Raw genomic sequence first — 26,345 nt, forward strand, 5'->3', positions numbered from 1 at the left:
TGCGCCTGCACATCCGTGCCGCGCAACTCCTAGCCGCACTCGAGGCGTGCGTTTAGCCTCCGAGCATGAGCAGACCCCCTCGCACCCGCTGGATCGCGATTGGCCAGCTCGGACCGGTCTTCGACGACGGCGGGCCGATGCTCCTCGTCGAGGCCCGCTCCGCGTTCGGGAGACGGCCCATGCACCGCGCGAAGGCGCAGCTACTCCTCTCGGCTCTGCGTCATCGCGCCCGGGAGCTGGGAGATCGCGCCGAGTACGTCCAGGCCGACACCTTCGCCGAGGCGCTGTCAGGCCGTGACGATCTGGAGGTCATTGACCCGCCGACCCGGGGTGGCCGCCGGCTTGCGCGTCGAGTCGGGATGAGCATCCTGCCCAGCCGTGGCTTCCTCACCGCGGAGGAGGACTTCCGCGAGTGGGCGTTGGCCCGCTCCGGGAAGCGCCTGCTGCTCGAGGACTTCTACCGCTGGGGCCGCGAGCGCACAGGCGTGCTCATGCGCGGCGACCAGCCGGAGGGTGGGCGCTGGAACTTTGACCAGGACAACCGCGAGCCGCCGCCCAAGGGAGCCTCCCGCCTGGGTCTGCCCGAACCATGGTGGCCCGAGGAGGACGACATTGACAAGGAGGTGCGTGCCGACCTCGCCCGCTGGGAGGCGGAGGGTGCGATCCGTCTGCTCGGCGCCGACGGGCCTCGCCGGTTCGCGGCGACCGCTGCAGAGGCGGAGGAAGCGCTCGCCGACTTCGTCTCCTCGCGCCTGGCTGACTTCGGGACGTATGAGGACGCGATGCTCTCGGGCGACTGGACCATGGCCCACTCCCTCCTGAGCGCGCCGATGAACCTCGGCCTGCTCGACCCGCGCGCGGTCATCGCCGCCGCCGAGGCGGAGTATGCGGCGGGAGGCGCGCCGATCGCCGCGACGGAGGGGTTCATCCGCCAGATCCTCGGCTGGCGCGACTACGTCTGGAACCTTTTTTGGTACCTCGGACCCGAGTATCGGACGCGCAGTCGTGCGCTGGGCGCCTCCGCCCCACTGCCCACTGAATTGCTCTCGCTCGATCCGACTGGCATCGAGGCGAACTGTCTGCGCGAGACGCTCGACGACGTCCGCCGGCATGGCTGGGCGCACCACATCCAGCGTCTGATGGTGCTGGGAAATTGGGGCTTGCAGCGCGGCTGGGATCCCGCCGAACTCAACGATTGGTTCGTCGATGTCTTCGTTGACGGAACGGAGTGGGTGATGCCGGCGAACGTCATCGGGATGTCGCAGCACGCGGACGGCGGCGTCGTCGCGACCAAGCCCTACGCGTCCGGCGGCGCGTATATCAACCGCATGTCCGACTACTGCGGCGGCTGCCGGTTTGATCCCAAGGTGCGCCTCGGTGAGAACGCCTGCCCGGTTACCGCGGGGTACTGGGCGTTCCTCGACCGCGTTGAGCCGGTCCTCGCCGGCAACCATCGGATGGCGCAGCCCCTCGCAGGCCTGCGCCGCCTCGCCGACCGCGCCGCCGTTGTTGACCAGGAGCGCCGCCGCGACTCCTTCTGACCCTCTACTCCTCTCGCACGAATCGCGAGACTGTCACCGCCACGGTGACCGTCGTCGTTCCCGTCACCCCGGCCAGCGCCGTGTCGAGCGCTACCGGATCCACGTGGTGCGCGCTCGGGCCCATGAGTACCTCTGCGCGCAGCTCGGCCGCGGTCATCGCGACCGTGTGGTCGATCTCGTCCCGTCCGACGGCGGAGAGCCCGGACAGTTGCTCGTCAAGCCGTTCTGCCTTGCCCGGGTCGATGCCGAGCATCCCGAACCGCTCGCGGATCTCGTGCAGATGCCGTTCGCGCGGGGTGACCACCACCGCGACTGCGCCCAGCCGCAGTATCCGCCGCATCTCCGGGGCGTTGCGCGGGGCGAAGACCGTGAGCAGCGCGTCGGCGCAGGAGTCACGGAGCGGGAGCGGCTGCCAGAGGTCGGCGGTGGCGACGGCTGCGCGGGAATGGGATCGGGCCGCGCGGCGGGCGGCAGACGCTGAGAGGTCCAGCCCCAACCCGTCAGCGTCCGGGCGCGCATCGAGCACTGCCGCGAGGTACGCGCCCGTGCCGCACCCCAGATCGACGACGAGCCTGGCGTCGTGGGGGACTGCCGCGGCCACCGCCTCCTGGATCGCCCGGTAGTGCCCCGACCCGAGCAGCTCCGCGCGCGCCTGCACCATGGCGGAGGTGTCTCCCGAGGTCGCGTGCCGGCCGCGCAGGAGGGAGACGTAGCCCTGGCGGGCGAGGTCGGCAGTGTGCCCGAGAGCGCAGCGGAGGGACGCGGGTTGCGGCAGCGAGTCGGGTGTCAGTGCCCCGCCGCAGACCGGGCAGGCGAGCGCGGGCAGCACCGTCGAGCCCGGCCGCGAGCCAGGATCGAATGCGCTCATCCCGTGCCCGTGCCCGTGCCCGTGCCCGTGCCCGCGGAGCGCATCGCGGTGATCGCCGCGTTGAGCGTCGCAATCGTCGGCACGGCGAACAGTGCACCGGCCAGTCCCGCGATCTCGAGTCCGGTCGCGACGCCGAGCACAACGGCGAGCGGATGCACCTTGACCACCGTCCCGAGGATGAGCGGCTGTAGCACGTGGCCTTCGAGCAGGTGGACGACGATCACGACGCCCACCATCACGAGTGCGGCGACCGGTCCGCTGAAGAGCAGGGCCACGAGCGCGGCGAGCGCTCCGGTGACGATCGCACCGAGGATGGGGACGAAGGAGCCGAGAAACACCACGATCGCGATCGGCACGACCAGCGGTAGCTGCAGGGCGAGCGCTCCGATCCCGATGCCGACCGCGTTGATGCCGGCGACCCCCAGCTGAGCGAGCACGAAGTGACTGAGTGTCTGCCAGCCGGCCGCACCTGCGCGTTCCAGCGCCGGTCGCGCGCGCCGCGGCAGCAGGCGGAGAATCCATTGCCAGATCCGTCGCCCGTCGAGCAGCAGGAAGATCAGCGAGAAGAGGGTGAGCAGTGTTCCGGCGACGACCTCGGCCACTTGGGAGCCGACGGCGAGCGCGCCGGAGGCGATGGTCGACGCCTGCGTGTCGGCCCAGGTGATCGCGTGCTGGGCCCAGTCGCCGAGCTGCACGTTCGAGAAGGAGAGCGGCGGGCCCTGCAGCCACTTCTCGACACTCTCGACAGCGTCGAGCGCCCGCTGACCGATCCCACTGAACCCGGAGCGCGACTGCACGATCACGAGGCCGACGAGCCCGGCGAGGGCGAGGAGCATCGCGAGGAGCGAGACGAGGACCGCGACGCCGCGGGGGAGGCGCAGGCGCTCGAGCCGGTCACGGAGCGGGGCGAGCAGGGCCGTCAGGAGCAGCGCGACGAGCACGGGCACGACGACGACGGGGAGCAGCGACACGAGCCGCACGAGGAGGTAGAGGACGGCGGCTACGGCGAGGAAGCGCCACGACCAGGCGGCGGCGATGCGCATCCCGGGGGCGACATCGCCGGCAGCGTCACGGGCACGGTCGGTCGGGGGTGCCGCGGGGACGGCCTCGACAGCAGGAGCGGTCGCCTCGGTGCGGCGTCGCCCCTCGCGCGCCCGGCGTTCGTGCATATCCCCTCCGATCCTCTCGCAGTGTACGGCGAGGAGGACTCAGCCGCCGGTGGCTCAGGGTGGTCGTCGAGTGCCGTTCCTGACGGAGCTGACCGCGGCGGCGTTCATGGGCGCGCCGAAGGGAGGCACGTCGCCGCTCGCAGCACGCCGTTCGCGCCTCCGCCACCCCGTTCTCCGCCCAGGGAGCAGGCAGGCTCCCGCAGGCGGTATGGTCCTGCGGGATAGAAGCCGACCGAGAGGACATCGAATGCTGGAGGTTGTTCTCGCGGTAGCCGCGTGGTGTGCAGGAGCGGTGCTCGTGGTGAGCGGTGCGCTTAAGCTCGGCCGGGTCGCGTCCTTTCGGGCGAGCCTTGCCGCACTGAGGGTGCCGCGTGTTCTGCAGCATCGCGGCTGGTTCGCCTCCGCCTTTCCCTTTATCGAGATCGCGCTCGGGGCGGCGGTCGTCCTGGCGCCGGCCCCGCTGCACCGAGTAGCACTCGCTCCGGTGGCGTTGCTCGACGTCGTCTTCCTCGTGGTCGCGATCCGAGCCGCCCGGGCCCCTGAGCCGGTCGATTGCGAGTGCTTTGGTGGGCTCGGGTCGACGCGAATGACCGGTCGCACCGTTGCGCGCAACGCTGCCCTGCTGGCGCTTGCTCTGGCCGGCCTCGCCGGTGCCACCGCGCCGTCCGCCCTGCTCGCCGAATCGGGAGGGGGCCTGGCCGCGACCGTTGCCTCAGGCCTGGCGGCAGCCCTCGCCGCGGTCGCACTGGTGCTGGTGCGTGACCGTCGTGCGGCGGCGGAGCGGGCCGGTACCGCCTCCCATAGCTCGGCCAACGCTGACGCCTCTGCCGACGCCGACCGGCTCGAACTCGCCACGGCCACGGGCGAGCGCCTGTCGTTGGAGGAACTCTCGCGCCCCACTACTCACCTCGTCTTCTTCTCACCGTCCTGCACGTCGTGCCACCACCTGGTCGACCGCTTCCGCTGGTGGCCGAACGGGTTGCGCGAGGGGGAGGAGCTGATGCCCGTGTTCATCGGGACTCGCGAGGAGTTCGCCGCGTACGACGTCTTCGCTCCCCTCCTCGACCATGCGCTCTACGATCCCACCGGTCGCGTCGCCGGCGTCCTCGGCCGCTCAGGAACTCCGGGTCACGTCCTCCTCGACGAGAACCATCCCTTCGGCGACGGCTGGACCTCCGGGGCGATGGACATCGAGGCGCGCGTAGTGCGGTCCGACTTCCTCGCTGACATCCAGGCGGGGGTCCTGATGCCGGTGCACGCTCCGACGCCCGCGGAGTGACGCCGGACAGTCGAACTGCCAGGCTGAGCGAGTGACAGCACTCCTCGTCGTGATCGTGACCGCGCTGGTGGCGGTCGCAGCTGCGGCCGTGCTCGGCCCGCGCCTCGGCATCGCGTCACCGCTCGTGCTCGTGGTGATGGGAGTGGGCGCGAGTTTCCTGCCGATGCTGCCGCCGGTGGTGATTGAGCCGGAATGGGTGCTGCAGGGGATTCTGCCTCCGCTGCTCTACTCCAGCGCAGTGTCGATGCCGGCGATGAATTTTCGCCGCGAATTCGGTGCGATCGGCGGCCTCTCGGTGCTGCTGGTGGTCGGCACCTCTCTCGTTCTCGGGCTCTTCTTCCTCGTGGCAGTCCCGGATCTCGGTTTCGCGTGGGGTGTCGCGTTAGGCGCCATCGTCAGCCCTACGGACGCCGTGGCCACCTCGATCGTGAAGGGCACCGCCGTCTCGCGGCGGGTCGTCGCGATGCTAGACGGTGAGAGCCTGCTGAATGACGCGACCGCGCTGGTGCTTCTGCGTACGGCGATCGTCGCGGCGGCCGCGGGCTTCTCGTTCTGGGGAGCGGTCGGCTCCTTCGCCTATTCCGTGACTCTCGCCCTGGCGCTCGGCATCGCGGTGGGGGCGCTTGACCTCGCCGTGCGCCGCCGCATCGCCGACCCGACGGTCACCACCGTTCTCTCCTTCACGGTTCCGTTCCTCGCCGCCGTGCCCGCCGAGCTGCTTGGCGCGTCCGGTCTCGTCGCCGCGGTCGTCGCGGGTGTCGTGACCGGTGTTCGCGCGCCGCGGGAGCTCTCGCCGCGCAACCGGCTCTCTGACTCTCAGAACTGGCGAACCGTCGAACTTGTCCTCGAGGGTGTCGTGTTCCTGGCGATGGGGCTCCAGATGCGCTCGATCGTCACGAGCGTCGAGGAAGACCACGCCGGAGTGTGGCCCGCCGTTCTCGTGGCCGCCGGGGCGCTGCTGCTCACACTGCTGGTGCGCGCGGCGTATGTCGGCCCCCTGTTGGCGGTGCTGGCGAGTCGAGGTCGTCTGCGCGAGCGGATGCGACCGCGGGTCGAGGGGCTGAACGAGCAGATGACCACGCCGGAGGGGCGTCGCGACAGTCTGGAGTCGCTGGGTCGCCGTCGCCGTCGGCCGTCCGCGCGGGATCTTGACCGCTTCTCGGTTCGGCTGAGGCGGATGCTCGCCGATATGGAATATTTCGTGCGCGAACCGCTCGGCTGGCGTGACGGCACCGCGGTGGTCTGGGCGGGCATGCGCGGTGCCGTCACGGTCGCCGCAGCGCAGACCCTGCCCGAGGACACTCCTCAGCGCTCGGTACTCGTGCTGATCGCGTTCGCGGTCGCCGCCCTCTCGCTCCTGATCCAGGGTGGCACGATTGGACCCCTGCTGCGCCTGCTCGCACCGCAGGTCGACGGGGAAGCTCGAGCGACGGAGTCGGCAGCCGAGCGCGAGCGGATCTACGGGCTGCTGCGGACAAGCGCTGAGGCCGTGGCGGCTCCCATCCCGGTTCCGGAGGACCGCAGTCGAGCCGCGTTCGAGGCTGCGCGGACTCACCGGCTTGCGGTGATCGCGGCGCAGCGCTCGGCGCTGCTCGACGCGCGGGACGACGGTACTTTCGACGCCGACGTGCTCGCGTCGGTCCTGGCTGCGCTGGACGCGACGGAGATCGAGATCGACCTGCGTGCCCAGGCCGCGGGCTGAGTTCAACGCCGCTGCGGATCGGACGGCTCCGGGTCGGCGACGAGGTCGTGGGGAGCGGCGAGCCCGGTCGGATCAGTCGTGCAGTGCCCAGGCGTGCGGTGCGATCTGCACTCCGCCGACGGTGACCGTCTCCTCGCCCAGGTTCAGTGCGAGCCTGGCCGTCTGCCCCTCGTTGCCCTCGGCGAGGAGCAGTACCGCGGTGTTCGTGAGGTCGACTGTGCGGATGCGGGCGCTGACAAGCCACGGATGCCGACGACGGAAGGCGATCACCTCCTGGTGAGTGCGGTACGCCGCGCCGCGCGGCCACTCGGCCGGGTCGGCGGGAAACGGAGGCCTGATGGCGTCGTCGCCGCCGATCCGCTCCTCCTTCACACCGCGCAGCCCGCGCTCGTCACCGGAGTAGATGCTCGGGACCCCGCCGACGAAGCCGAGGATCGCGGTGGCATGGCCGTGGTGGCGCTCGTCGCTGATCGCGCTGGCGAGGCGGGTGACGTCGTGGTTGCCGACGAAGGTGAGGGGCGGGAACTCTGCGACGAAGCCATCATGGCGCTCGAGCGACCACGCGAGTTCGAACAGGTTCGCCTCCTGGATCGAATTGCGCACCGCCTTCCACAGCTCGTACTGCGTGACGGAGTCGAGGCCGGACTCGCGCACGTAGCCCGCGTAGTCGCCGTGGATGACTTCGCCGACGAACCACGCTTCGGGGAAGCGGTCGCGCACCGGTTCGATCGCCGCTCTCCAAGCCTCGGGTGGCACCGCGTATGCGGCGTCGAGGCGCCAGCCGTCGATCCCGCGCTCGAGCCAGTGGAGGAGGACCGAGGAAACGTACTCCGCTACCTCGGTACGACCGTTGTCGAGTTCGACGAGAGCGTCGTGGCCCTCGAAGACGTCGACGTGGAGTCCGTCGACCACCTGCGAGCGGTCGCTCCGGGAAAAGCGTGCCAGCTCCGCAGACCCCTCGCCAGCCTCGACTGCCGCTCGCCACCAGGGGTGCTCGCGGCCCACATGGTTGAAGACGCCGTCGAGGAGCACACGGATACCGCGCTCCCGGCAGGCCGCCACAAGTTTGTCGAAGTCGCTGTCGTCGCCAAGGCGGGGGTCGATCCGGAAGTGGTCGATCGTGTCGTAGCCGTGGGTGCTGGAGGCGAACACTGGTCCGAGCAGCAGACCGTTGCAGCCCAGCGCCAGCAGATCGTCGAGCCAGGGAAGCAGGGCCTGGAGCCGATGCCGCGGCTCCTCGTCCGCCGTCGGCCCGGTCTCGGCCGCCGTCGGGGCTCCGGTAAATCCGAGCGGATAGACGTGCCACCAGATCGCCGTCGAGATCCAACCGTCCGTCTGCGCCATCGTCGTCGCCCTTCCGGCGCGCTCGAGCGCGCGCCGTCCGCCACTGTAGCGAGGACGCCCGCACCGTGGACGCCCGCACTGGGGAGTCCCGCACTGGGGAGTCCCGCACTGAGTAAGGCCGCACCGTGGACGCCCGGCTCGCAGCGTGCGTGCCGCTTACGGTCCCGGCCGCAGCGCGGCGAGCCACCCCAGCAGTGCGAAGCCCGCCCCGACCGCCGCCGGCGCGGTGATCGAGCACACGAGCAGTGCGAGCGCTGCACACGCGAGACCGGCTGCGGCCGGCCGCCGTTCGCCTCGGCACGGCAGTGCCCTGGCCGCTGCTGCTCCGGCGACCACGGCCACGGCGATTGCGGGCACCGACCAGAGCGGGTGCACCGACGAGGCCAACGCGAGCACCCCCCATGCCAGGGCCACCAACCCCGGCTCGCGGAAGCGCCCGTGCGGAGTGCGCCGCCGAGTGCGCCAGGGGGAGGGACGCGTGGCCCGGGTGTGCCCGGGAGAGAGGGGAAGGATGCTGATCGCCATGCGCCGATCCTGCCGAGTGAGCACGCCGCAGGGAGGCTCTGCCGGTCAATCGGTGGAGAGAAGAGGACCCGCTCTGCCTGTGGAGGAGCCGTGAGAGCGTCGAAGAGGGGTAGATCGCCGTCATTCCGGGCCTACTGAGGCCGGAATCGCGAGGATTCGGGGATCGGGCTGGTAGGTTACCGACGGTCCGACTGGCTGAGGGCATCCGTCCCCGGCCGAGGACGATCCACCACAACCAGCTGTTCTCAACAGCGCGAACGTCCTGGGAGGACACTCCATGGCTGACAAGTCGCTCAACCGCACCGAGCTCGTCGCGAAGATCGCCGCCGACTCCGGTCAGAGCCAGGCCGCCGTCAACGGCGTCCTCGACTCGCTCTTCGCCACCCTCGCCGACTCCGTCTCCAACGACGTGAAGGTCACCGTCCCCGGCTGGATTGCCGTCGAGCGCACCTCCCGCGCCGCGCGCACCGGTCGCAACCCGCAGACGGGCGAGACCATCGAGATCGCCGCCGGTCACTCGGTCAAGGTCTCGGCCGGCACCAAGCTCAAGGCCGCCGCCAAGTAGTCACGATCTCCGGCACGGCCCCGACATATCGTCGGGGCCGTCGTCGTGGCCGGACGGCTGGTGACCCGCCGTGGAACGTAGGCTGGGGGAGTGAATCGAACCGTCCGGATCGTCGGCCCCGCGCTCGCGCTTGTCGCAGCGTCGCTCGTCGCACTCCTCGCGGCGCTGGCTTTCGGTGGGGGTGCCGCCCCCCAACTGCTCAGCGATCCGGGCCCGGTGGTTCGTTACGGTCTTCCGATCGCGAAGCTCGCGGTCAATCTCGGTGCGGCCGGCATGATCGGCTCGCTCGTGCTGACACTCTTCGCGCTCAGCCCCCGCGCGCTCAGTCCTCGAATCGGGAACCCCGAGAACACCCGCGCTCTCACCGTCACCTCCGCTGGTGGCGTCTCTCGCTCCGCGACGAGCCGCACCGCCATCGCCCCCGCGTCGGAGCCTCGCACCGAGTTCTCGATTGCCCTCGACGTCGCCGCGGCGAGTGCCGCCTTTTTCGCCGCCGCAAGCGCTGTCACGGGTTTCTTCACCTTCCTCAGCGTGACGCAGACTCCCTTCAGCCTCGACCGTGATTTCGGCACCAAGCTCAGCTACTTCGTCGGCAGCATTCCGGTTGGCCAGGCGTGGCTCATCACGACCCTGCTGGCTGCGGTCACGACGGTCCTCTGCTTTGCCGTCCGCAACCAGACGGCGCTCGTCTTCGTCACCGCCCTCTCTCTGCTCGCTCTGCTGCCTATGGCGCAGCAGGGCCATGCGGCCGGAGCCAGCGGGCACGACGCGGCGGTGACCGCACTCGGTCTGCACCTTATCTTCGCGGCGGTCTGGCTCGGTGGCCTCATCACGGTTGTCGCCCTGCGGCCGATGCTGAGCGGTTCGCGCCTCCTGCCCGTGATCGAGCGCTACTCCAGCCTGGCGCTCGTTAGCTTCGTTGTCGTTGCGGCCTCCGGCTACATCAGCGCCGAACTGCGGTTGGCGACTTTCGACAACCTGCTCACCGGCTACGGGATCCTCGTGCTGGTCAAGGTGGCGGCGCTGATCGCGCTCGGCCTCTTCGGTGTCGTGCAGCGGCGCTTCCTGATCGCGCGGATGCGCTCCGCGGGAGGATCGGGCGGCCGCAGCTTCTGGTGGCTGGTCGGCGCCGAAATCGCCTTCATGGGTATCGCTTCCGGAGTCGCCGCGGCCCTCGCACGCACGGCGACTCCCGTCGATCAGATCGCCGCCAGCCAGCTCGCCGACCCCACCCCGGCGCAGCTGCTCACTGGTGAGCCGCTGCCGCCGCCCGCCAGCGCCATGAACTTCGTGACTCTCTGGAACGTCGACCTCGTCTGGCTCCTGGTCTGCTCGTTCGGGATTGCCTTTTACGTCGGCGGAGTGGTCCGCTTGCATCGTCGCGGCGATAACTGGCCTCTGCACCGCACGATCCTCTGGATCGCCGGGATGCTTCTGCTCGCGTACATCACCAACGGTGGCGTGAACGCCTACGAGAAGTACCTGTTCAGCGCGCACATGGTCGCGCACATGGTCCTCACGATGGCGGTGCCGCTGCTGCTCGTCCCCGCCGCACCGGTCACGTTGATCGCGCGTGCGGCGGTCCGGCGTACCGACGGCTCCCGTGGTGCCCGCGAGTGGGTGCTGCTCGCCGTGCATTCCCGCTTCGCCACCGCGATCTCGCATCCGATCGTCGCGGCCCTGCTCTTCGTCGGCTCCCTCTGGGGCTTCTACTATTCACCGCTGTTCCGCTGGGCGACGACCGACCACATCGGCCACGAGTGGATGATCGTGCACTTCCTCATCACGGGCTACCTCTTCGTCAGCGTTCTCATTGGGGTAGACCCCAGCGTGCACAGGGTCCCCTACGCGATGCGACTGCTGCTGCTGCTGGGCACGATGGCGTTCCATGCCTTCTTCGGCCTCGCACTGATGACGGGCGAGGGCCTTCTGCTCGCCGACTGGTATGGAGCGATGGGCTGGGGCACGTCCGCCCTCGCCGACCAGCAGGCGGCTGGCGGTATCGCGTGGAGCATCGGCGAGATACCGACCCTCGCGCTGGCGATCATCGTCGCGATGATGTGGAGCCGCTCCGACGCCCGCGAGACCAAGCGCCGCGATCGCCAGGCCGACCGCACGAATGAGGCCGAGCTGACGGCCTACAACGACCGACTTGCCGCGCTCGGCAGACGCGGCTGACGCGGGTCCCTCCGTGACGTCGACCCGGCGGGAGGCCGCGAACGGCCGAGGACGCGCGGGTACAGTAGACCGGTGACCGAGCCGACCCTCTCCGACGAGCAGCAGCGGGTGTTCGACCTCATCGAGAACACGCGCGAGCACCTGTTCGTCACCGGTCGTGCGGGCACCGGCAAGTCCACCCTCCTCAACCACCTGAGCTGGAACACCGAGAAGCAGATCGTCATCTGCGCGCCCACCGGCGTCGCGGCGCTCAACGTCGGCGGGCAGACCATCCACTCGCTGTTTCGCTTGCCGATCGGGGTCATCGCCGACTCCGATCTCGATCAGCCGCCGGAGTTGCGCAAGCTTCTGAACACCATCGACACGCTGGTGATCGACGAGATCTCGATGGTCAATGCCGATCTCCTCGACGGGATCGACCGCAGTCTGCGTCAGGCGCGGCAGCGGCGTTCCGAGCCGTTCGGAGGCGTCCAGGTCGTCCTTTTCGGCGACCCGTTCCAGCTCGCGCCCGTTCCCGGCGACCCGGAGGAGCGAGCCTACTTCGCCGACCGCTACCGCTCGCTGTGGTTCTTCGACGCGCTGGTCTGGCAGGACGCGCCGTTGCGCATCGTGGAGCTTGGCACGATCCACCGGCAGAGCGACGAGCGCTTCAAGTGGATGCTCAACGCGGTCCGATTCGGCATGGTGACGAAGGACATCGCCGACGTCCTTAACGCGGCTGGTGCCCGCACTCCGCCTGCCGACGACGCCATCACTCTCGCCACCCGTAACGACGCCGTCAACCGGATCAACCAGACGGCGCTCGCCCGCCTCACGGGTCCTCTCAAGACGGCCTCTGCCGAGATCAGCGGCGACTTCGGTGGCCGCGCCTACCCGGCGGATCAGAAGCTCGAGCTCAAGATCGGCGCGCACGTGATGTTCCTGCGCAACGACTCCGATCAACGCTGGGTGAACGGCACGATCGGTCGGGTGACGAAGGTCGCCGGCACGGTCTGGGTCGAGGTAGACGGCGAGGTGCACGAGGTGGCGCCGGCCACCTGGGAGCGCTACCGCTACTCCTACTCCGCGGCCACGAAAAAGCTGACCCGCGAGATCGTTGCGGAGTTCGCGCAGTTCCCGCTTCGCCTCGCCTGGGCGGTCACGATCCACAAGTCGCAGGGTAAGACGTACGATTCGGCGGTGGTCGACCTCGGCCAGCGCGCGTTCGCGCCGGGCCAGACGTATGTCGCGCTCAGCCGAATCACGAGCCTCGAGGGCCTCTATCTCACCCGTCCACTGCGCCCGAGCGACATCATCGTCGACAAGGATGTCCTGCGCTTCATGTCGGAGCGGCGCGCTGAACCGGCAGGTGTCGCGGGGGCGGCGGGAGCCTGATCCGGCGGGCGGATTATGCGGCCGCGCGGGTGCGAGCGAGGTCGCGGAAGAGTTCCGTCGTGAGGCGGTAGGCCTCTGCGACCTCGGCGATCACGCGCTCCCGCTCGGCCTCGTCCCAGCCGGCGCGATCGAGCTGTTCACGGTAGGTCGCCCGGAATGCGGAGGGAGCGGCAATCTCGCCGTAGAGGAAGAAGCCGACTCCGTTGGTCTCGAAGCCGAAACGGCGCTGCAGCAGGGCGCGCACGATGGCACAACCGGAGAGGTCGCCGAGATAGCGCGTGTAGTGGTGCGCGACGAAGCCGCCGCTCCAGCCGGCCGCGACCGTGCGAATGCGCTCGACGTACGCCCGGGTCGAGGGGAGCGGGCTGATTCGCGAGCGCCAGTCCTCGCCGACCAAGAAGCGCAGGTCCTCCGCAATCGCCGGGAGCCGGGTCAGCTTGGCCGAGAGGAACGGGGCGGCGACCGGATCGCCTGCCATATCCTCGGCGACGGCCTCCAGCGCCTCGTAAACGAAGTAGTGCTGCGAGATCAGCGCGATGTAGTCGTCGCGGCTGCCGGAGCCGGTCATCAGCGATGTCATGAAGGCAGCACCCTCATCGTCGGCACCAGACTGCCCGATGCGCTGGCGCAGGGCCTCGGAGAACGGGATCACGTTCGACACGGCGGCCTCCCTCCACGACTTAGGTTGGCCTTACCTTAGCCGAGCGGAGCCGCAGTGACCAGGGGTGTCAGTGGTGATGTCCACCGTCAACGACCGAGGTCATCATCCCGCCCATCTCGCCTGAGCCGCCCGAGGAGGCAGCGAGTGCCGGAGTCGCGAGCGCCGAGACGGTGAGGGCGCCCGCGAGCATTCCAAGAACCACGCGGGACGGTGAGATGGGGCGCTCCTGACCGGGCGAGGAGCGCAGTGACACGGCGACCACGGCGGCGGCGATCAGTTGCAACACCGCCGCGCTGAGCGCGGGCAGCGGCTCCCGGAGGATCCCGGCTGCGAGGGCCGCCGCGAGGGCAGCGAGAGAGGCGGCCGCCACGACGAGTGCCGTCCGCGGCAGGAGGAGGCGTCCGCGGGCCAACACCAGCACAGACCAGAGCAACTCAGCTATTCCAAGAGCGCCGAGGACCGGCGCTGAGGGCGCGACGCCCCCCGCGGCGAGCGAAAGGTGGACGAGTCCGGCGCCCAGTCCGGCGAAGGCAGCGTTGCAGCGGGCCACGGTGGTCATGGCATCTCCGATCCCTGAATTGCGGAGAAAAGAAGGAGGCCCCGGATCGACACACCGCATCGTGTCGTCCGAGGCCGTCTAGTCCGTCCGCCGCGGAAAACGGCGGGTCCGCGGCGGACGGAGTCTCAAGGGGCGGCAGGAGCCGCCCGGGGTCAGGCGGTCGCGGCGGTGCGCGTCCTCGCCGACTTCTCGGTGCCGAGTCCGACTCCCAGCAGCACCAGCGCACTAGCCAGGTGGAGGAAGTGATCGGCGGTGTTCAACGCGAGCACATTCACCGCCGTATCGACCAGGAAGAACCCGACGATACCCAGCGCCAAATAGACCGCTCCGATGGTGATGTTCACCGTCTTCGCCGCAGATACTGTCGACAGACCTGCAATCAGCAGGGCCCCGCCGATAAGCAAGTGCGCGATGTTATGCAGTGGATTCACCTCGAAGATGCCGAGCAGAAGCCCGCCCTGCGTCGCGAGGAATTGCACGCCTCCGGTCACGACGAAGCCGAGAAGGCCAACGACGACGTAGACGGCTCCGAAGAGAGTCGCCAGCAGTCGATTGGGGGATCTGCGCATGGTCTCTTACCTCCTTCGAGCAGCGCCTCTGCGCTGTACTCCCTCTCTTCGTAACCCTGCTCTCGTCGGTTTGGAAACGGGGTGGACGTCGCCGGTCATGGTCCTGCTCCGACACCGTCTCCTTCCGTGTCGAGGTGTGGCCTCCCCGTGCTGAGTCGCAGCCGCGCCGCTGAGCGCTCGGCCTACTCTGGTGCCATGCCGATCACTCCCGACACCAAAGACTGGACGTGGGTGCTCGAGCGCCCCTGCCTCGACTGCGGCTTCGACGCCGCCCTCGTCGACCCGGCCGAGGTTCCGGCTCTCATCCGTGAGAACGCCGCCGCGTGGCCCTCTGTCCTCGAGCGCGACGATGCGGCGGGGCGCCCCGATGACGAGACCTGGTCGCCTCTGGAGTACGCGGCGCATGTGCGCGACGTCCACCGCCTCTACCGCACCCGGGTCGAGCTGATGCTCGACGGCGACGATCCGCTGTACCCCAACTGGGACCAGGACGTCACCGCTGTGGAGGAGCGCTATGACCGGCAGGATCCGCCCACCGTCGGCCGAGAGTTGGTGGAGGCCGCCGACCGCGTCGCCTCCGTGTTCGAGGGCGTCTCCGGAGCGGCATGGCAGCGTCCTGGTCGCCGCAGCGACGGCGCCTCCTTCACTGTCGACACCATTGCGCGGTACTACCTCCACGACGTGCAGCACCACCTCCACGACGTGCAGGGCTGAGCGCTCAGGTGTCGATGAGCTGCGGATTCAGGAATGAGAGCGTCCGCGCATAGGCGAGCGCGGCGGAGGAGGGGCTGACCGCCGCGCGCAGGTTGCCGTTCGCGAAGTGGCGCTCGGTATCCGGGTAGGTGTGCGCCGTCACGGGCGTGCCCGACTCCTTCAGCCGACCGACAAACGACTCCGGATCCTCCCCTCCCGGCCACTCGTCGCGCTGCGCGTAGTGCAGGAGCGTCGGACAGGGCACCAACACGTGCTCCTCGGCGCCGAGGGCCGCGTAGTAGGCGACGACCGCGTCGACGAGGCCCGTCCCTGCGGCGAGCAGCCCGAGCCGGCCACCGAAGCCGAAGCCGACGATCGCTCTGCGCGGCGCCCCGGCGGCGACTCCGATCCGCACGGCCTCGATGACGGAGGCGAGCGTGCGGTCCTGCGCAGCCATCGCTGCGAGATCGCGGGCATCCTCCGGAGCGAGGGTCGCCCACCCGTCGTAGAGGTCGGGAACGAGCACGTGGTACCCGTGTTTCGAGACCGCCTCGGCGAACGGCTCGAGCCACGGCAGGCGCCCGAAGACATCGTGCAGAACGACCACCACGGGGCGGCCGGGCGTACCGTACTCGAGGGCGACGCCCGGCGACGGGATTGGGACGAGCTCACTCACGCCTCCACCCTGCCGTGCGCGGGCGCGAATCCAGTGCGGTTCCGAGGATCGGCCCGGCGTGTCGCGCTGGAACGGAGTCAGGTGCCGCACGTTGCCAGCCTCAGTGCCGACCGGCGTCTTCGCTCTTTGTGTTCCTGCAATCGCGCCCCTGGTCGACGGGTTCGGAGCGGCTCCCGATCGAATCCGAGATCTGAGGATGGCGCCGCATAGCGGGTAGCGTGCCGTGCACGTCTGGTTGAACCTTGAGGGCTCGGCGAAGGTCGAGGTGCAGGGGCGAACGCGGCCCGGGCCACCCGCGTGGACGACGAGTACCTCCACTCCGTCGCTACGGCAGCGCCCGACGAGCTCGAGTACCTTGCGGCCGGTGTCGTCGGCCCGCGGAGTCGTCGGCCCGCGGAATCGCATCGACAAGCTCGTCGGACGCCTCCGCTCCTGGCCTGACGCGACCGACCGCACGGCCGCAGTCGCGATTAGGGGAGGACGACGACCTTGCCCCGGATTCCGCTGTTCGCGGCTTCGGCGTGCAGCGCGGGCAGCTCGGCCAGTGGAATCCGGCGATCGACCTGGACAGTGAGCGCGCCGTCGTCCACCAGGGACACCAGCGCGGTCAGGCGTTCGCGGTCGGCGCGGACGAACACGGTCGCCGCCCGCACTCCGCGGTTTTCGTCGCCGGGGGTCGTCATGAAGGCGGTCGTGCTGACGACGGCGCCGCCGTCGCGGACGGCCGCCACGGCGTCGGCGAACTGCCCGGGCTCGATCGGTGCGAGGTTCAGGAGTACGTCGACCTGCCCGTCGAGGGCACCGAGCACGTCCGTGACGGTGTGGTCGATGATCCGGTCCGCACCGGCTGCGCGCACCGCGTCGATGCTGCGCGGGCTCGCGGTCGCAATGACATGCACGCCGGCGCGCTTCGCGAGCTGGATGGCGTACGAGCCGACCACTCCGCCCGCGCCGACGATGAGGACGTGCTGCCCCGCCTGGAGTTGGCCGTCGTCGAAGAGGGCCTGCCAGGCGGTGAGAGCTACCGAGGGCAGGGCGGCCGCATCGACGAGCGGGATGCTCGTGGGGGCGGCGACGACGGCCTCGGCGGGTGCGACGACATACTCGGCCGCGCCGCCATCATGCTCCATTGGCAGGAAGGCGACCACGGCGTCGCCGACCGCCGCGCTGTCGACGCCCTCGCCGATCGCGTCGACGGTGCCGGAGACGTCGTAGCCGGGAATATGGGGGAGCTCGATGGGGATCGGCAGGAACCCGCCCCGCATGCCGGCGTCCGCCGCGTTGAATGCCGAGGCTGCAACTCGGAGTCGCACCTGTCCCGGCCCGGGGATGGGCTGTTCGATGTCGCTGAAGCGCAGGACCTCTGGCCCGCCTGTCCTCTCGAACCGCACGGCCTTCATCAGGCCGGTTCCTGGGTCATGTGCGCTCGTCATGTCGCTCATGGTCGTGTCCCTTCTCGTTTGCTTCCAATTCGAAGCACCTGTGGCGACCATAGCACTGCTTCGATTTCGAAGCAATAGGTACGATGGGCAGATGACCGAGACCCCTCCGGCGCTCACGCCGACGCAACTCAGCGCCTACCTCGCGTTCACTGAAGTGGGCAGCCTCCTGCGACCTGCGGTCGAGAGGCAGCTCCGTGACGCCGGCCAACTGAGCTACGTCCAGTTCCAGCTCCTCGCGCGCCTCGGCGACGCTCCCGACGGGCACCTACGGATGACCGACCTTGCCGACAGCGTCGTCTACAGCCGCAGCGGCCTGACCTATCAGGCGCAGCTGCTCGAGCAGCGCGGACTTATTACGCGCTCGCCGGGGCCGGATGACGAGCGCAGCACCGTCGCCGCGATGACGGCGGCCGGACGCGAGGTGCTGACTACCGTGTTCCCGGGACACATTGCCACCGTGCACGGACTGCTATTCGCACCGCTCACCGCCGGTGATGCCGCCGATCTCGCGCGGATCCTCGGCCGCGTCGGCGAGCATCTTCGGGCGGGTCCGCCCCGGTCGGCGAATCGGCGTCGCGCGGGCTGACGCGGCGCCGTTCAGCCGCCGACGTGCGACCCGAAGCCCGCCTTGCCTGTGCCGCCGAAGCCCCCCGAGAGCGTCGCGCGCGAGCCGACGGTCGACCCCGCCGGCGCCTTCTGCACGACGTCCGGCTGCGTTGATCCGCGGGCCGCGAAGCCGCCGGACGGGACAGTCGCCCAATTCGACGCGCGGGTCGAGTTCCAGCGTGACGACGGGAAGATGATGGGGCCGAGCCAGAGGCCGCCGCTGTAGTGGCCGCGGTATTCATCGGTCGATTCGCAGATCTGCTCCGGATCATCACCTACCGGCTCGCCCTCGGCCTGAAGCTTCGCAATCTGTTCCCGAACATCCGCGAGACAGTCCTCCCGGCTCGAGTAGACGGGGCGCTCGGCGTTCTCGGGGATGACGTAGTCCTCCCCGTCCGCCCCCGTCGTGACCACGCCGTCCGTCTGCGGGTTCCCGGCCGCGAGCGCGACGGCCAGCCCGATCGCCCCGACCGCGACCGCGCCGCCGATCAGTAGTCCCCGTCGCCGTGCCGCGATCCCGCTGATGCCGACTCTGCCCGACCGGCGCCGGTCGGGCGAAGTGGCAGCGGTCTCGTCGGCAGCCGTGTGCTCGGGCTCGGTCATTGCCTCTCCTCATTCTGCGGACGGTCGCCGCGGACCTCCTGCGCTCGGTGGTGCTCGGGTCGGCCGAACACGGGCGACCCGTCCGCGTTCTCGGGGCGCCCGCCCTCGATGAAGTGGGGGACGAATTCGGCAAGGTCGCCCGTGATCGGCCCGCTCGTCTCGCGCACGTCGATCCCGGCCGGAGTCTCGCCGACGATCCAACTGCCGATCACGACCGTCTTCCCGTCGACTCGAGCGAGTTCCGCGCGGGCCTGATGGACGAAGCCCTCCTCGCCGTAGCCGCCGCCGTTCTGGGCGACGACGGTGCCGTCGGCGTCGAGGACCGTAACGTTCGCCCCCTCCCTGCCCAGGCGCGGCTTGCGCACGTGCGCCCGACCGACGAGCGGATGAGCGGAGGCGGGAAGCAGATTCGGGTGCCCGGGGAACATCTCCCACAGCACCACGAGCAATTGCTTGTTACTGAGCAGCAGCTTCCACGCAGGCTCCACCCATCGCGTGCGCTCACGCCGGTCCAGCAGGAGCCCGCCGAACTGCTCGCCGAGCATCCACTCCCACGGGTACAGCTTGAAGATGCGCCGGATCGGCTCGCCGTCGGCATCAACAAAGCCGACGCCGTCCAGTTCGTATCGGATGTCCTCCACGAAGATGAGCTTGGGGTCGAAGCCCGCCTGGGCGGCCGTCTCGGCCATGTAGGCCACCGTGTCTGCGTCCTCGACAATGAGTTGGCCGTCTCCCGAGTCATGCAGCGACGCGAGGTGCAGCCGGGCGCCCTCATTAAGCTGCCAGCGCTCGAGCCGCAGGTGGCGCCACTGTTCAACGAGCCGCTCGTGCAGGCTGTTGAACTGGTCGGCGTCCGGCCCGCGGGTCTCGATGAGCCACTGCCACTGGGCGGCGGCCGTCTCGACCAGGGAGGTCGGGGTGTCGGCGTTGAATTCGAGCAGCGTGACCGTGTGGTCATTGTCGTAGGCGAGGTCGAAGCGTCCGTAGACAGTCGGGTCGTCCTCGTCCCAGGAGGTTCTGACCAGATCGTGGAAGCGCCCGGGGATGCCAAATTCGGCGAAGCGTCCCGTCCGCACGATGTGCTCGCACGCCTCCATGCAGAGGTCGAAAAGCTCCTGCGTGACGCGCTCGAACATCGTGATCTCGTCGCCGGTGAAGCCGTAGGCCGCCGACTCATTCCAGTAGGGCCGATCACCCTCGGACGGGAGGTCGTAGAAGCTGAAGCCGACCTCATCGCAGCGCGCTCGCCAGTTTGGTCGCGGGGTCAAGCTATATCTGCGCATGGTGTCGCGTCAGTCTACGGCGGGGGCTCTCGACAAGCAGGTCTCTCAGTATGAGCTGAGAACAGTATGAGCTGAGAAGTAGTGGAGCGAGTGACGGGAATCGAACCCGCGCCATCTGCTTGGGAAGCAGAAGTTCTACCATTGAACTACACTCGCGCGGCGCCGCAGTGGCGCACTACGACATCGTAGCAAGGCTCGCGACGGCCTCACGCCCTAGGATCGCCTGGTGCTGCTCTCCGATCGCGACATCAAGCTCGAACTCGCCGCCGGCCGCGTCGGGCTGGCCCCGCACGATGCGTCGATGATCCAGCCGTCGTCCGTCGATGTGCGCCTCGATCGTTTTTTCCGGTTGTTCGACAACCACCGCTATCCCTACATCGACCCTGCGAAGGATCAGCCAGAGCTGACTCACCTGGTCGAGACTCCGGCAGGCGAGCCGTTCATCCTGCACCCTGGCGAGTTCGTGCTCGGCTCGACCTACGAGGAGGTGTCGCTGCCGGATGACATTGCGGCGCGTCTCGAGGGCAAGAGTTCGCTCGGGAGGCTCGGCCTGCTCACCCACTCCACGGCAGGGTTCATCGATCCGGGCTTTACCGGCCATGTCACGCTCGAACTGAGCAACGTCGCGACGCTCCCGATCACCCTCTGGCCCGGAATGAAGATCGGCCAGCTGTGCTTTTTCCGCCTCAGCTCTCCGGCCGAGAAGCCCTACGGATCGGCCGAGTACAGCTCGCGCTACCAGGGCCAGCGTGGTCCGACCGCCTCCCGCTCGTCCCTCAACTTCCATCGCACGGACGTCTACACCGACTGACTTCCCTCCACCCCGAGGGAGGCCTACCGAAGAGGCATCCCGCGAGCGGGGGTACCAGCCTGCGTCAGGCCAGCAAGCGAGGGAGTTGCAGTACCAGCCACGGGGAGAAGGCCCACGGGGTGACGCGCACGGCGGCCAGCGTCGCTGCAGGGTCGACCCACTCGTAGTCCATGACCTCGTCGGCCCGCGGCGAGAGAGCGTCGCGGCTTGCAAGGGTCGCGGTGTAGACGGGGCAGATCTCGTTCTCCACGATCCCGGAGGCGTCAACCGCCCGGTAGCGGAAGTCGGGCAGCGCTACTTCCAGGCCGCCCAGACGGGCCCCTAGCTCCTGCTCGGCGCGGCGCACCACAGCCTCCTCAATCCGCTCGCCCGGAGCGGGATGGCCGCAAAACGAGTTGGTCCACACGCCCGGCCAGGTGCGTTTCCCGAGCGCTCGCCGCGTCACGAGGAGCGCCCCATCGGGGGAGAAAACGTGGCAGGAGAACGCGAGATGCAGGGGAGTGGCCCTGTCGTGGACGGTCGCTTTATCAGCGACTCCGACGGCGATTCCCGTCTCATCGAGGAGGACCACCTCCTCAATCTGGTTCGTCTGCATGGCGATGCCTGGCGAAGTCATACCTGCAAGTGAAGCACGCCGCAACACTTCAGTCGGCTTATCGTTCCCGAAGTCGCTTTGTTAGCCTTCTCCCCGTGGATACGTGCGACCCCGTGGTTCTGTCCCGGCTGAGGCAGTCGCACGTCGACGCTGTTCTGGACCGTTTCTTTTCACTAGCGAGGTCTCGGGCGGTCCGTCTCGGACCCCGCTACCTCACGCTCTGGCAGACCCTCGAGGCGAACACTCGCGGCGGCAAGCGCTTCCGGCCGCTGATGGTGATCTCGGCGTACGAGGCCCACGGCGGTCAGGATCCGGAGGCAGCCGCTCACCTCGGCGCGGCTTTCGAACTGCTGCACACCGCGCTGATCGTGCACGACGATGTGATCGACCGCGACTTTGTTCGTCGTGGTAGCCCCAACGTCTCCGGCAGCTACCGCGACGAGGCCACGACGGTCGGCCTCTCGATCCCGATCGCGGAGCACCGTGGCACGTCGGTCGCCGTGATCGCTGGCGACCTCGCGCTGACCGGTGCGCACCGCCTCGTGGAGGGGGTCGGAGCGTCGGACGCCGTCCGCGCGCGGCTGCTCACCCTGCTCGATGAGGCGGTCTTCGCCTCCGCCGCGGGGGAGCTAGCCGATGTCGACTTCTCACTCATGCCCGGTATGCCGTCGGTCGACGAGGTCCTCGAAATGGAGCGACTGAAGACCGCGGTCTATTCGTTCGAGGCGCCGCTGCAGGCCGGGGCGATCCTCGCCGGGGCTCCTGATTCGGCGGTGGAGGCGCTCGGCGAGTTCGGGCGTTACATCGGCATCGCCTACCAGATCGTCGATGACCTGCTCGGCGTCTTCGGCTCGGAGGGGCAGACCGGCAAGACCACGCTTGGCGATCTGCGGGAGGGCAAGCGCACGGTGCTCATCGCACACGCAGCCGGGACCGGCTGCTGGATCGAGATCGAGAAGCTCATCGGGGACGAGCATCTCGCCCCGGAGACAGCCGAGCGGGTGCGTCGGATCCTCGAGGAGTGCGGGGCCCGCAGCTACGCCGAGGGACTCGCCGCCGAGTTCGCCGCCCGCGCCTGGGCCGCGCTCGAGACTCCGGCGGTAACGGAGGCCTTCCGCAACGAGGTCCGTCCGCTCGTCGCGAGCGTTGTCGGGCGTACCCGATGAGCGCGGTGTGCCTCGCGCAGTCGGCCGCTACGATGCGGTCGGCCCGCTCTTACCCCCGTACGGTGGCACGATGAGCCGCCAAAGTGACCTGTACGATCGCGTTGCGCACGAGTCGTCGGCGCAGGTCATCCGCCGCTACTCCACCTCGTTTGGGCTGGCTACTCGGCTGCTCGACGTGGGTGTCCGCGAGCGCATCGAGGATATCTATGCTCTGGTCCGCGTCGCCGACGAGATCGTTGACGGGGTGGCCGAGGAGGCACGCCTCGACCGGGCGGCCGTCGAAGACTCGCTCGACGCCTTCGACGCCGACACCGAGCGTGCACTGGCCACCGGCTACAGCTCGAACCTGGTGATTCACGCGTTCGCGCGCACGGCCCGCGCGACAGGCTTCGGCACGGAGCTGACGCGCCCCTTCTTCGCGTCGATGCGCGCCGACCTGCGCGAGACGGAGCACACGCCCGAGTCGTTCCAGGCTTACGTGTACGGTTCGGCCGAGGTCGTCGGTCTGATGTGCCTGCACGTCTTCCTCGCCGCACCCGACGCGGGGTTCGTCTCGGCCGCCACTCGCGAGCGCCTGGTCGCTGGTGCCCGCCGCTTGGGCGCCGCGTTCCAAAAAGTCAACTTTCTCCGCGACCTCGCCGCCGACGTCGATGGTCTCGGTCGGAGCTACTTCCCTGGAGTCGACCCACGCGCCTTCTCGGAGCGTGACAAGGCCGCCCTGCTTGCCGACCTCGACGCCGATCTCGAGGCGGCCGGCACCATCGTTCCCGAGCTGCCGCGTTCGAGCCGCCGGGCAGTGCTGCTGGCCCACTCTCTCTTCGCCGCTCTCGCCGACCGGATCCGCGCGACTCCCGCCGATGAACTCCTCCGCGCCCGCGTGAGCGTGCCGACGGCGACGAAGGCGGCGCTCGCCGCGAAGGCGGCCGTCTCGACCCTCGGCCCGCGTCTCGGCCCCGGCCCCGTTCGGGCCACCCGGTCGACGGCCGGGCCGCACCGCGCAGTCGTCATCGGTGGCGGGATTGGCGGCCTCGCCTCCGCCGCACTGCTCGCCCGCGACGGCTGGGACGTGACGCTACTCGAGGCTCGCGAGGTCGTCGGCGGACGTGCCGGTTTCTGGGAGCACGAGGGCTTCCGCTTCGACACCGGTCCCTCCTGGTATCTGATGCCGGAGGTCTTCGACCACTTCTTTCGCCTCATGGGCACCAGCGCCGAAGAACGCCTCAACCTGGTCACCCTCGATCCTGGTTACCGCGTCTATAGCGAGGGCGTCGAGGAGCCGATCGACGTGCTCGCCGACCTGGAGTCGAACCTCGCCCTCTTCGAGAGCATCGAGCCGGGTGCGGGCGAGCGGATGCGTGTCTACCTCGATTCGGCGCGTGACACCTACGAGACGGCGAAGCGCCGCTTCCTGTACACCAGCTTCTCGTCGTTCCTGCCCCTGTTGCGCCGCGACGTGCTCAGCCGCACGGCGACACTTGGCAGGCTGCTGCTGACTCCGCTGGATACTTTTGCCGCGACGGCCGTGACCGACAACCGGCTGCGCCAGATCCTCGGCTACCCCGCTGTTTTCCTGGGTTCCTCGCCCTACACCGCGCCGAGCATGTACCACCTGATGAGCCACCTCGATCTGGCCGACGGCGTTCTCTATCCGATGGGCGGATTCACCACGCTGATCGGGGCGGTCGCCGACGTTGCCGAGGAGGCCGGGGTATGCATCCGCACATCGTCGCGCGCCACGCGCATCCTTACCACCCGAGCCCCGCGAGGTGCGCGGCGGGGCGCCGAGGTCGTCGGAGTCGAGTTCGACGGGCCGGAGGGGACGGAACGTGTGCCTGCTGACCTGGTCGTCAACGCCTCCGACCTCTTCACCACCGAGCAGTCGCTGCTCCCGGACGAACTGCGCACCTTCCCGCCCGCCTATTGGGAGAAGCGAGAGTCGGGCCCTAGCGCCGTCCTGGTTCTTCTTGGCGTCCGCGGTGAGTTGCCGCAGCTCGAGCACCACACGCTGCTGTTCACCCGCGACTGGCGCGACAACTTCGCCAAGATCTTTGGCGAGAATCCGAGCGTCCCCGATCCCGCATCGATCTACGTCTGCCGTCCAAGCGCTACCGATCCGAGCGTTGCTCCGGAGGGACACGAGAACCTGTTCGTGCTCGTCCCGATCCCGGCCGACACCTCGATCGGGCACGGCGGAGTGGACGGCGCCGGCGATGAGCGCGTCGAGGCCATCGCCGACGCCGTGATCGAGCAGATCGCGACGTGGACGGGAGCGAGAGACCTCGCCGAGCGGATCGTCGTGCGCCGCACGATCGGTCCAGCCGACTTCGAGAAGGATCTTGGCGCGTGGCGCGGGACGATGCTCGGCCCCTCGCACGTCCTGTCGCAGAGCGCGTTCTTCCGTGCGGGAAATGTCAGCAAGCACGTCGACGGGCTGCTCTTCGCGGGCAGCTCGACGATCCCGGGCATCGGCCTGCCGATGTGCGTCATCAGCGCCGAAGTCATGCTCAAGCGGGTGCGCGGTGACGTCTCCACCGAGCCTCTCCCGGTGCGTGCGGCGCCGACCGCTCCGGTGGCGCCGAGCGTCTCGCTCCCGCCCGCCTCCATGCCCCCGGCGGAGTAGGCGTGGGCGTCCTCTACCTGCTCGCCCTTGCCGTCTCGATCACCGGGATGGTCGTGCTCGACCGGCGCTTCCGGCTGTTCTTCTGGGCCGACGCCCGACGGGCCGCAATTGTCCTGCCGGCCGGGGTGGCGTTCTTCCTGGTCTGGGACCTCGTCGGGATCGGCCTCGGCGTCTTCTTTCGCGGCGAGACCTCCTATATGACGGGCATTCTGCTCGCGCCGGAGTTGCCGGTCGAGGAGGTCCTCTTCCTCACCCTGCTCTGCTACCTGACGATGGACGTGCACGGCTTCCTCGCGCGGCAGACAACCCGGCGGACGGGGGCGCGGGCGTGACCTACCTCCTCCTTAACACTGTGTTTCTCGCGGTGGTGCTCGTGCTTCTCCTCGTCGCGGTGCGCCGCCGTCTCCTCCGACCCGCGGCACTGCTCGGTACGCTCGCGGTGGTGCTGGTGATGACAGCGATCTTCGACAACCTGATGATCGGGGTCGGCCTCTTAGTCGCCTACGACGACGACCTCATCTCGGGCATCCGGATCGGCGTCGCCCCCATCGAGGACTTCGCCTACGCGATCGCCGCCGCCGCCGCCCTTCCCGCGCTCTGGGTGCTCCTGCCCGCGCGTCGACGGAGCGAGCCGTGAACCGGCTGCGCGCGCTGTTCGTCTCGAGTCGCCCGCTGAGCTGGGTCAACACCGCCTACCCCTTCGCGGCGACGTACCTGCTGACCACCCGCGAGGTCGACGTCGCCTTCGTACTCGGCACCCTCTATTTCCTCATCCCCTACAACCTTGCGATGTACGGGATCAATGACGTCTTCGACTACGAGTCGGATTTGCGGAATCCGCGCAAGGGTGGGGTCGAGGGGGCCGTGCTCGACCGGAGCGAGCACCGCGCCACCCTGGTCGCGGCGGTAGCGACGAACGTCCCTTTCCTGATTGCGCTGGCGCTGCTGGGCTCGCCGGTGTCGTGGCTGGTGCTCACGATCAGCGTGTTCGCCGTGATCGCCTACAGCGCTCCTGGTCTGCGCTTCAAGGAGCGGCCGTTCGTCGACTCGCTGACCTCGGCGACCCACTTCGTCAGCCCCGCCGTCTATGGAATCGCCCTCGCTGACACTGTGGTCACCGGCCCGCTGGTGGCTCTGCTCGTCGCCTTTTTTCTCTGGGGGATCGCGAGCCACGCCTTCGGGGCGGTGCAGGACATCGTGGCCGACCGGGCGGGCGGTATCGGCTCGATCGCGACGGTGATCGGAGCGAAGGCGACCACGCGTTTCGCCATCGTGGCCTACTCGGCGAGCGGAGTGCTCCTGCTGCTGTTGCCCTGGCCGGGGACGCTCGCGGCGCTCTTGGCCGTGCCGTACGCGGTGAGTATCTGGCCCTACCGCTCGCTCGGCGATGCCGAAGCGGAGCGCGCCAATGCGGGCTGGAAGCGCTTCCTGGTGCTGAACTTCCTGACCGGGTTCTTGGTCACGCTGCTGCTGATCGTCTTCTGGCTCGCGACCTGAGCGCGTGGTCGTGCTCTCG

26 protein-coding genes and 1 tRNA gene are annotated in these 26,345 nt (G+C 69.1%); 14 read left to right on the forward strand and 13 right to left on the reverse strand.

Going from position 1 to position 26,345, the window contains the following annotated elements; translation table 11 throughout:
* The first annotated feature begins 65 nt into the window (after positions 1 to 65).
* Positions 66 to 1,541, forward strand: a complete 1,476-nt coding sequence (locus B0H03_RS04290) for a cryptochrome/photolyase family protein (protein ID WP_104265443.1) — start codon at positions 66 to 68, stop codon at positions 1,539 to 1,541.
* Positions 1,542 to 1,545: 4 nt separating this feature from the next.
* On the opposite strand, the gene B0H03_RS04295 is transcribed toward B0H03_RS04290, so the two are convergent.
* Positions 1,546 to 2,409, reverse strand: coding sequence for a methyltransferase domain-containing protein (locus B0H03_RS04295; RefSeq protein ID WP_104265442.1), 864 nt, complete (start codon positions 2,407 to 2,409; stop codon positions 1,546 to 1,548).
* Entirely contained in the window at positions 2,406 to 3,578 is a 1,173-nt protein-coding gene (locus B0H03_RS04300) for an AI-2E family transporter (protein ID WP_104265441.1), read from the reverse strand. The genes B0H03_RS04295 and B0H03_RS04300 overlap by 4 nt, the downstream gene beginning before the upstream one ends.
* Before the next feature lie 247 nt (positions 3,579 to 3,825).
* Between B0H03_RS04300 and B0H03_RS04305 the strand changes: the two genes are divergently transcribed.
* Both B0H03_RS04305 and B0H03_RS04310 read left to right on the forward strand, forming a co-directional pair.
* Positions 3,826 to 4,857 carry a MauE/DoxX family redox-associated membrane protein gene (locus tag B0H03_RS04305; RefSeq protein ID WP_109714841.1) on the forward strand — a complete coding sequence of 344 codons (1,032 nt, stop codon included), beginning with the start codon at positions 3,826 to 3,828 and terminating at the stop codon, positions 4,855 to 4,857.
* A gap of 31 nt (positions 4,858 to 4,888) precedes the next feature.
* Positions 4,889 to 6,559, forward strand: coding sequence for a cation:proton antiporter (locus B0H03_RS04310; protein ID WP_104265439.1), 1,671 nt, complete (start codon positions 4,889 to 4,891; stop codon positions 6,557 to 6,559).
* Positions 6,560 to 6,631: 72 nt separating this feature from the next.
* Here the strand turns inward: B0H03_RS04310 and B0H03_RS04315 are convergent, their stop codons facing one another.
* Positions 6,632 to 7,903: an alpha-amylase family glycosyl hydrolase gene (locus tag B0H03_RS04315; protein WP_104265438.1), complete on the reverse strand. Its 1,272-nt coding sequence runs from the start codon at positions 7,901 to 7,903 to the stop codon at positions 6,632 to 6,634.
* Between the two features lie 156 nt (positions 7,904 to 8,059).
* Complete coding sequence (locus tag B0H03_RS04320) at positions 8,060 to 8,428, reverse strand: hypothetical protein (protein ID WP_104265437.1); 369 nt, start codon at positions 8,426 to 8,428, stop codon at positions 8,060 to 8,062.
* A gap of 277 nt (positions 8,429 to 8,705) precedes the next feature.
* On the opposite strand from B0H03_RS04320, the gene B0H03_RS04325 reads away from it, so the two are divergent.
* From B0H03_RS04325 to B0H03_RS04335, 3 genes are all read left to right on the forward strand, one after another.
* Positions 8,706 to 8,993, forward strand: a complete 288-nt coding sequence (locus B0H03_RS04325; RefSeq protein ID WP_104265436.1) for an HU family DNA-binding protein — start codon at positions 8,706 to 8,708, stop codon at positions 8,991 to 8,993.
* 90 nt (positions 8,994 to 9,083) lie between these two features.
* On the forward strand, positions 9,084 to 11,171 hold the full coding sequence (locus B0H03_RS04330) for a bifunctional copper resistance protein CopD/cytochrome c oxidase assembly protein (protein WP_104265435.1): 2,088 nt from the start codon (positions 9,084 to 9,086) through the stop codon (positions 11,169 to 11,171).
* 72 nt (positions 11,172 to 11,243) lie between these two features.
* Complete coding sequence (locus B0H03_RS04335; RefSeq protein WP_104265434.1) at positions 11,244 to 12,545, forward strand: ATP-dependent DNA helicase; 1,302 nt, start codon at positions 11,244 to 11,246, stop codon at positions 12,543 to 12,545.
* Between the two features lie 13 nt (positions 12,546 to 12,558).
* Here B0H03_RS04335 and B0H03_RS04340 read toward each other — a convergent pair whose 3' ends face one another.
* The 3 genes from B0H03_RS04340 to B0H03_RS04350 all read right to left on the reverse strand — a co-directional run bounded on the left by B0H03_RS04340 (position 12,559) and on the right by B0H03_RS04350 (position 14,334).
* The gene (locus tag B0H03_RS04340; protein WP_104265433.1) at positions 12,559 to 13,206 is read right to left on the reverse strand and encodes a biliverdin-producing heme oxygenase; all 648 of its coding nucleotides are present in this window, start codon (positions 13,204 to 13,206) and stop codon (positions 12,559 to 12,561) included.
* Positions 13,207 to 13,273: 67 nt separating this feature from the next.
* Positions 13,274 to 13,765 (reverse strand): hypothetical protein, encoded by a 492-nt coding sequence (locus B0H03_RS04345; protein ID WP_104265432.1) that lies wholly within the window; start codon positions 13,763 to 13,765, stop codon positions 13,274 to 13,276.
* 152 nt (positions 13,766 to 13,917) lie between these two features.
* On the reverse strand, positions 13,918 to 14,334 hold the full coding sequence (locus tag B0H03_RS04350) for a DUF4383 domain-containing protein (protein WP_104265431.1): 417 nt from the start codon (positions 14,332 to 14,334) through the stop codon (positions 13,918 to 13,920).
* 195 nt (positions 14,335 to 14,529) lie between these two features.
* Between B0H03_RS04350 and B0H03_RS04355 the strand changes: the two genes are divergently transcribed.
* Positions 14,530 to 15,048 (forward strand): DinB family protein, encoded by a 519-nt coding sequence (locus B0H03_RS04355; RefSeq protein WP_104265468.1) that lies wholly within the window; start codon positions 14,530 to 14,532, stop codon positions 15,046 to 15,048.
* A gap of 4 nt (positions 15,049 to 15,052) precedes the next feature.
* Here B0H03_RS04355 and B0H03_RS04360 read toward each other — a convergent pair whose 3' ends face one another.
* Both B0H03_RS04360 and B0H03_RS04365 read right to left on the reverse strand, forming a co-directional pair.
* A complete protein-coding gene (locus B0H03_RS04360; RefSeq protein ID WP_104265467.1) occupies positions 15,053 to 15,703 on the reverse strand; it encodes a dienelactone hydrolase family protein in 651 nt (216 codons plus the stop codon).
* A 470-nt stretch (positions 15,704 to 16,173) separates the two neighbouring features.
* On the reverse strand, positions 16,174 to 17,103 hold the full coding sequence (locus B0H03_RS04365) for an NADP-dependent oxidoreductase (RefSeq protein ID WP_104265430.1): 930 nt from the start codon (positions 17,101 to 17,103) through the stop codon (positions 16,174 to 16,176).
* A 133-nt stretch (positions 17,104 to 17,236) separates the two neighbouring features.
* Between B0H03_RS04365 and B0H03_RS04370 the strand changes: the two genes are divergently transcribed.
* Positions 17,237 to 17,731 carry a MarR family winged helix-turn-helix transcriptional regulator gene (locus B0H03_RS04370; protein ID WP_104265429.1) on the forward strand — a complete coding sequence of 165 codons (495 nt, stop codon included), beginning with the start codon at positions 17,237 to 17,239 and terminating at the stop codon, positions 17,729 to 17,731.
* A gap of 11 nt (positions 17,732 to 17,742) precedes the next feature.
* Here B0H03_RS04370 and B0H03_RS04375 read toward each other — a convergent pair whose 3' ends face one another.
* The 3 genes from B0H03_RS04375 to B0H03_RS04385 all read right to left on the reverse strand — a co-directional run bounded on the left by B0H03_RS04375 (position 17,743) and on the right by B0H03_RS04385 (position 19,793).
* On the reverse strand, positions 17,743 to 18,354 hold the full coding sequence (locus B0H03_RS04375; RefSeq protein ID WP_104265428.1) for a hypothetical protein: 612 nt from the start codon (positions 18,352 to 18,354) through the stop codon (positions 17,743 to 17,745).
* Positions 18,351 to 19,637 (reverse strand): glutathionylspermidine synthase family protein, encoded by a 1,287-nt coding sequence (locus B0H03_RS04380; protein ID WP_104265427.1) that lies wholly within the window; start codon positions 19,635 to 19,637, stop codon positions 18,351 to 18,353. Before B0H03_RS04380 ends, B0H03_RS04375 begins: the two co-directional genes overlap by 4 nt.
* 82 nt (positions 19,638 to 19,719) lie before the next feature.
* A tRNA-Gly gene (locus tag B0H03_RS04385) sits at positions 19,720 to 19,793 on the reverse strand.
* Between the two features lie 70 nt (positions 19,794 to 19,863).
* On the opposite strand from B0H03_RS04385, the gene dcd reads away from it, so the two are divergent.
* Positions 19,864 to 20,448 carry a dCTP deaminase gene (dcd, locus tag B0H03_RS04390; protein WP_104265426.1) on the forward strand — a complete coding sequence of 195 codons (585 nt, stop codon included), beginning with the start codon at positions 19,864 to 19,866 and terminating at the stop codon, positions 20,446 to 20,448.
* A 64-nt stretch (positions 20,449 to 20,512) separates the two neighbouring features.
* Here the strand turns inward: dcd and idi are convergent, their stop codons facing one another.
* Entirely contained in the window at positions 20,513 to 21,064 is a 552-nt protein-coding gene (idi, locus tag B0H03_RS04395; RefSeq protein WP_237399322.1) for an isopentenyl-diphosphate Delta-isomerase, read from the reverse strand.
* Positions 21,065 to 21,138: 74 nt separating this feature from the next.
* On the opposite strand from idi, the gene B0H03_RS04400 reads away from it, so the two are divergent.
* The 5 genes from B0H03_RS04400 to B0H03_RS04420 all read left to right on the forward strand — a co-directional run bounded on the left by B0H03_RS04400 (position 21,139) and on the right by B0H03_RS04420 (position 26,326).
* Positions 21,139 to 22,209 carry a polyprenyl synthetase family protein gene (locus tag B0H03_RS04400; RefSeq protein WP_241560444.1) on the forward strand — a complete coding sequence of 357 codons (1,071 nt, stop codon included), beginning with the start codon at positions 21,139 to 21,141 and terminating at the stop codon, positions 22,207 to 22,209.
* 70 nt (positions 22,210 to 22,279) lie between these two features.
* A complete protein-coding gene (gene crtI / locus B0H03_RS17325; RefSeq protein ID WP_104265464.1) occupies positions 22,280 to 24,829 on the forward strand; it encodes a phytoene desaturase family protein in 2,550 nt (849 codons plus the stop codon).
* Positions 24,830 to 24,831: 2 nt separating this feature from the next.
* A complete protein-coding gene (locus B0H03_RS04410; RefSeq protein ID WP_104265425.1) occupies positions 24,832 to 25,161 on the forward strand; it encodes a lycopene cyclase domain-containing protein in 330 nt (109 codons plus the stop codon).
* Entirely contained in the window at positions 25,158 to 25,466 is a 309-nt protein-coding gene (locus B0H03_RS04415; protein ID WP_104265424.1) for a lycopene cyclase domain-containing protein, read from the forward strand. The genes B0H03_RS04410 and B0H03_RS04415 overlap by 4 nt, the downstream gene beginning before the upstream one ends.
* Positions 25,463 to 26,326: a prenyltransferase gene (locus B0H03_RS04420; RefSeq protein ID WP_104265423.1), complete on the forward strand. Its 864-nt coding sequence runs from the start codon at positions 25,463 to 25,465 to the stop codon at positions 26,324 to 26,326. Before B0H03_RS04415 ends, B0H03_RS04420 begins: the two co-directional genes overlap by 4 nt.
* Positions 26,327 to 26,345: the final 19 nt, after the last annotated feature.

The sequence above is a fragment of the Rathayibacter iranicus NCPPB 2253 = VKM Ac-1602 genome, assembly GCF_003149025.1.
GTDB classification, from domain to species: Bacteria; Actinomycetota; Actinomycetes; order Actinomycetales; family Microbacteriaceae; genus Rathayibacter; species Rathayibacter iranicus.

What these genes read in the sequence shown, in the direction of transcription:
- B0H03_RS04345 (WP_104265432.1), bottom strand. Translation starts at nt 13,765, where the DNA reads ATGACCACCGTGGCCCGCTGCAACGCTGCCTTCGCCGGACTGGGCGCC.
- crtI (WP_104265464.1), top strand. Translation starts at nt 22,280, where the DNA reads ATGAGCCGCCAAAGTGACCTGTACGATCGCGTTGCGCACGAGTCGTCG.
- B0H03_RS04320 (WP_104265437.1), bottom strand. Translation starts at nt 8,428, where the DNA reads ATGGCGATCAGCATCCTTCCCCTCTCTCCCGGGCACACCCGGGCCACG.
- B0H03_RS04355 (WP_104265468.1), top strand. Translation starts at nt 14,530, where the DNA reads ATGCCGATCACTCCCGACACCAAAGACTGGACGTGGGTGCTCGAGCGC.
- B0H03_RS04300 (WP_104265441.1), bottom strand. Translation starts at nt 3,578, where the DNA reads ATGCACGAACGCCGGGCGCGCGAGGGGCGACGCCGCACCGAGGCGACC.
- B0H03_RS04295 (WP_104265442.1), bottom strand. Translation starts at nt 2,409, where the DNA reads ATGAGCGCATTCGATCCTGGCTCGCGGCCGGGCTCGACGGTGCTGCCC.
- B0H03_RS04325 (WP_104265436.1), top strand. Translation starts at nt 8,706, where the DNA reads ATGGCTGACAAGTCGCTCAACCGCACCGAGCTCGTCGCGAAGATCGCC.
- B0H03_RS04305 (WP_109714841.1), top strand. Translation starts at nt 3,826, where the DNA reads ATGCTGGAGGTTGTTCTCGCGGTAGCCGCGTGGTGTGCAGGAGCGGTG.
- B0H03_RS04315 (WP_104265438.1), bottom strand. Translation starts at nt 7,903, where the DNA reads ATGGCGCAGACGGACGGTTGGATCTCGACGGCGATCTGGTGGCACGTC.
- B0H03_RS04290 (WP_104265443.1), top strand. Translation starts at nt 66, where the DNA reads ATGAGCAGACCCCCTCGCACCCGCTGGATCGCGATTGGCCAGCTCGGA.
- B0H03_RS04375 (WP_104265428.1), bottom strand. Translation starts at nt 18,354, where the DNA reads ATGACCGAGCCCGAGCACACGGCTGCCGACGAGACCGCTGCCACTTCG.
- B0H03_RS04380 (WP_104265427.1), bottom strand. Translation starts at nt 19,637, where the DNA reads ATGCGCAGATATAGCTTGACCCCGCGACCAAACTGGCGAGCGCGCTGC.
- idi (WP_237399322.1), bottom strand. Translation starts at nt 21,064, where the DNA reads ATGACTTCGCCAGGCATCGCCATGCAGACGAACCAGATTGAGGAGGTG.
- B0H03_RS04370 (WP_104265429.1), top strand. Translation starts at nt 17,237, where the DNA reads ATGACCGAGACCCCTCCGGCGCTCACGCCGACGCAACTCAGCGCCTAC.
- B0H03_RS04350 (WP_104265431.1), bottom strand. Translation starts at nt 14,334, where the DNA reads ATGCGCAGATCCCCCAATCGACTGCTGGCGACTCTCTTCGGAGCCGTC.
- B0H03_RS04365 (WP_104265430.1), bottom strand. Translation starts at nt 17,103, where the DNA reads ATGAAGGCCGTGCGGTTCGAGAGGACAGGCGGGCCAGAGGTCCTGCGC.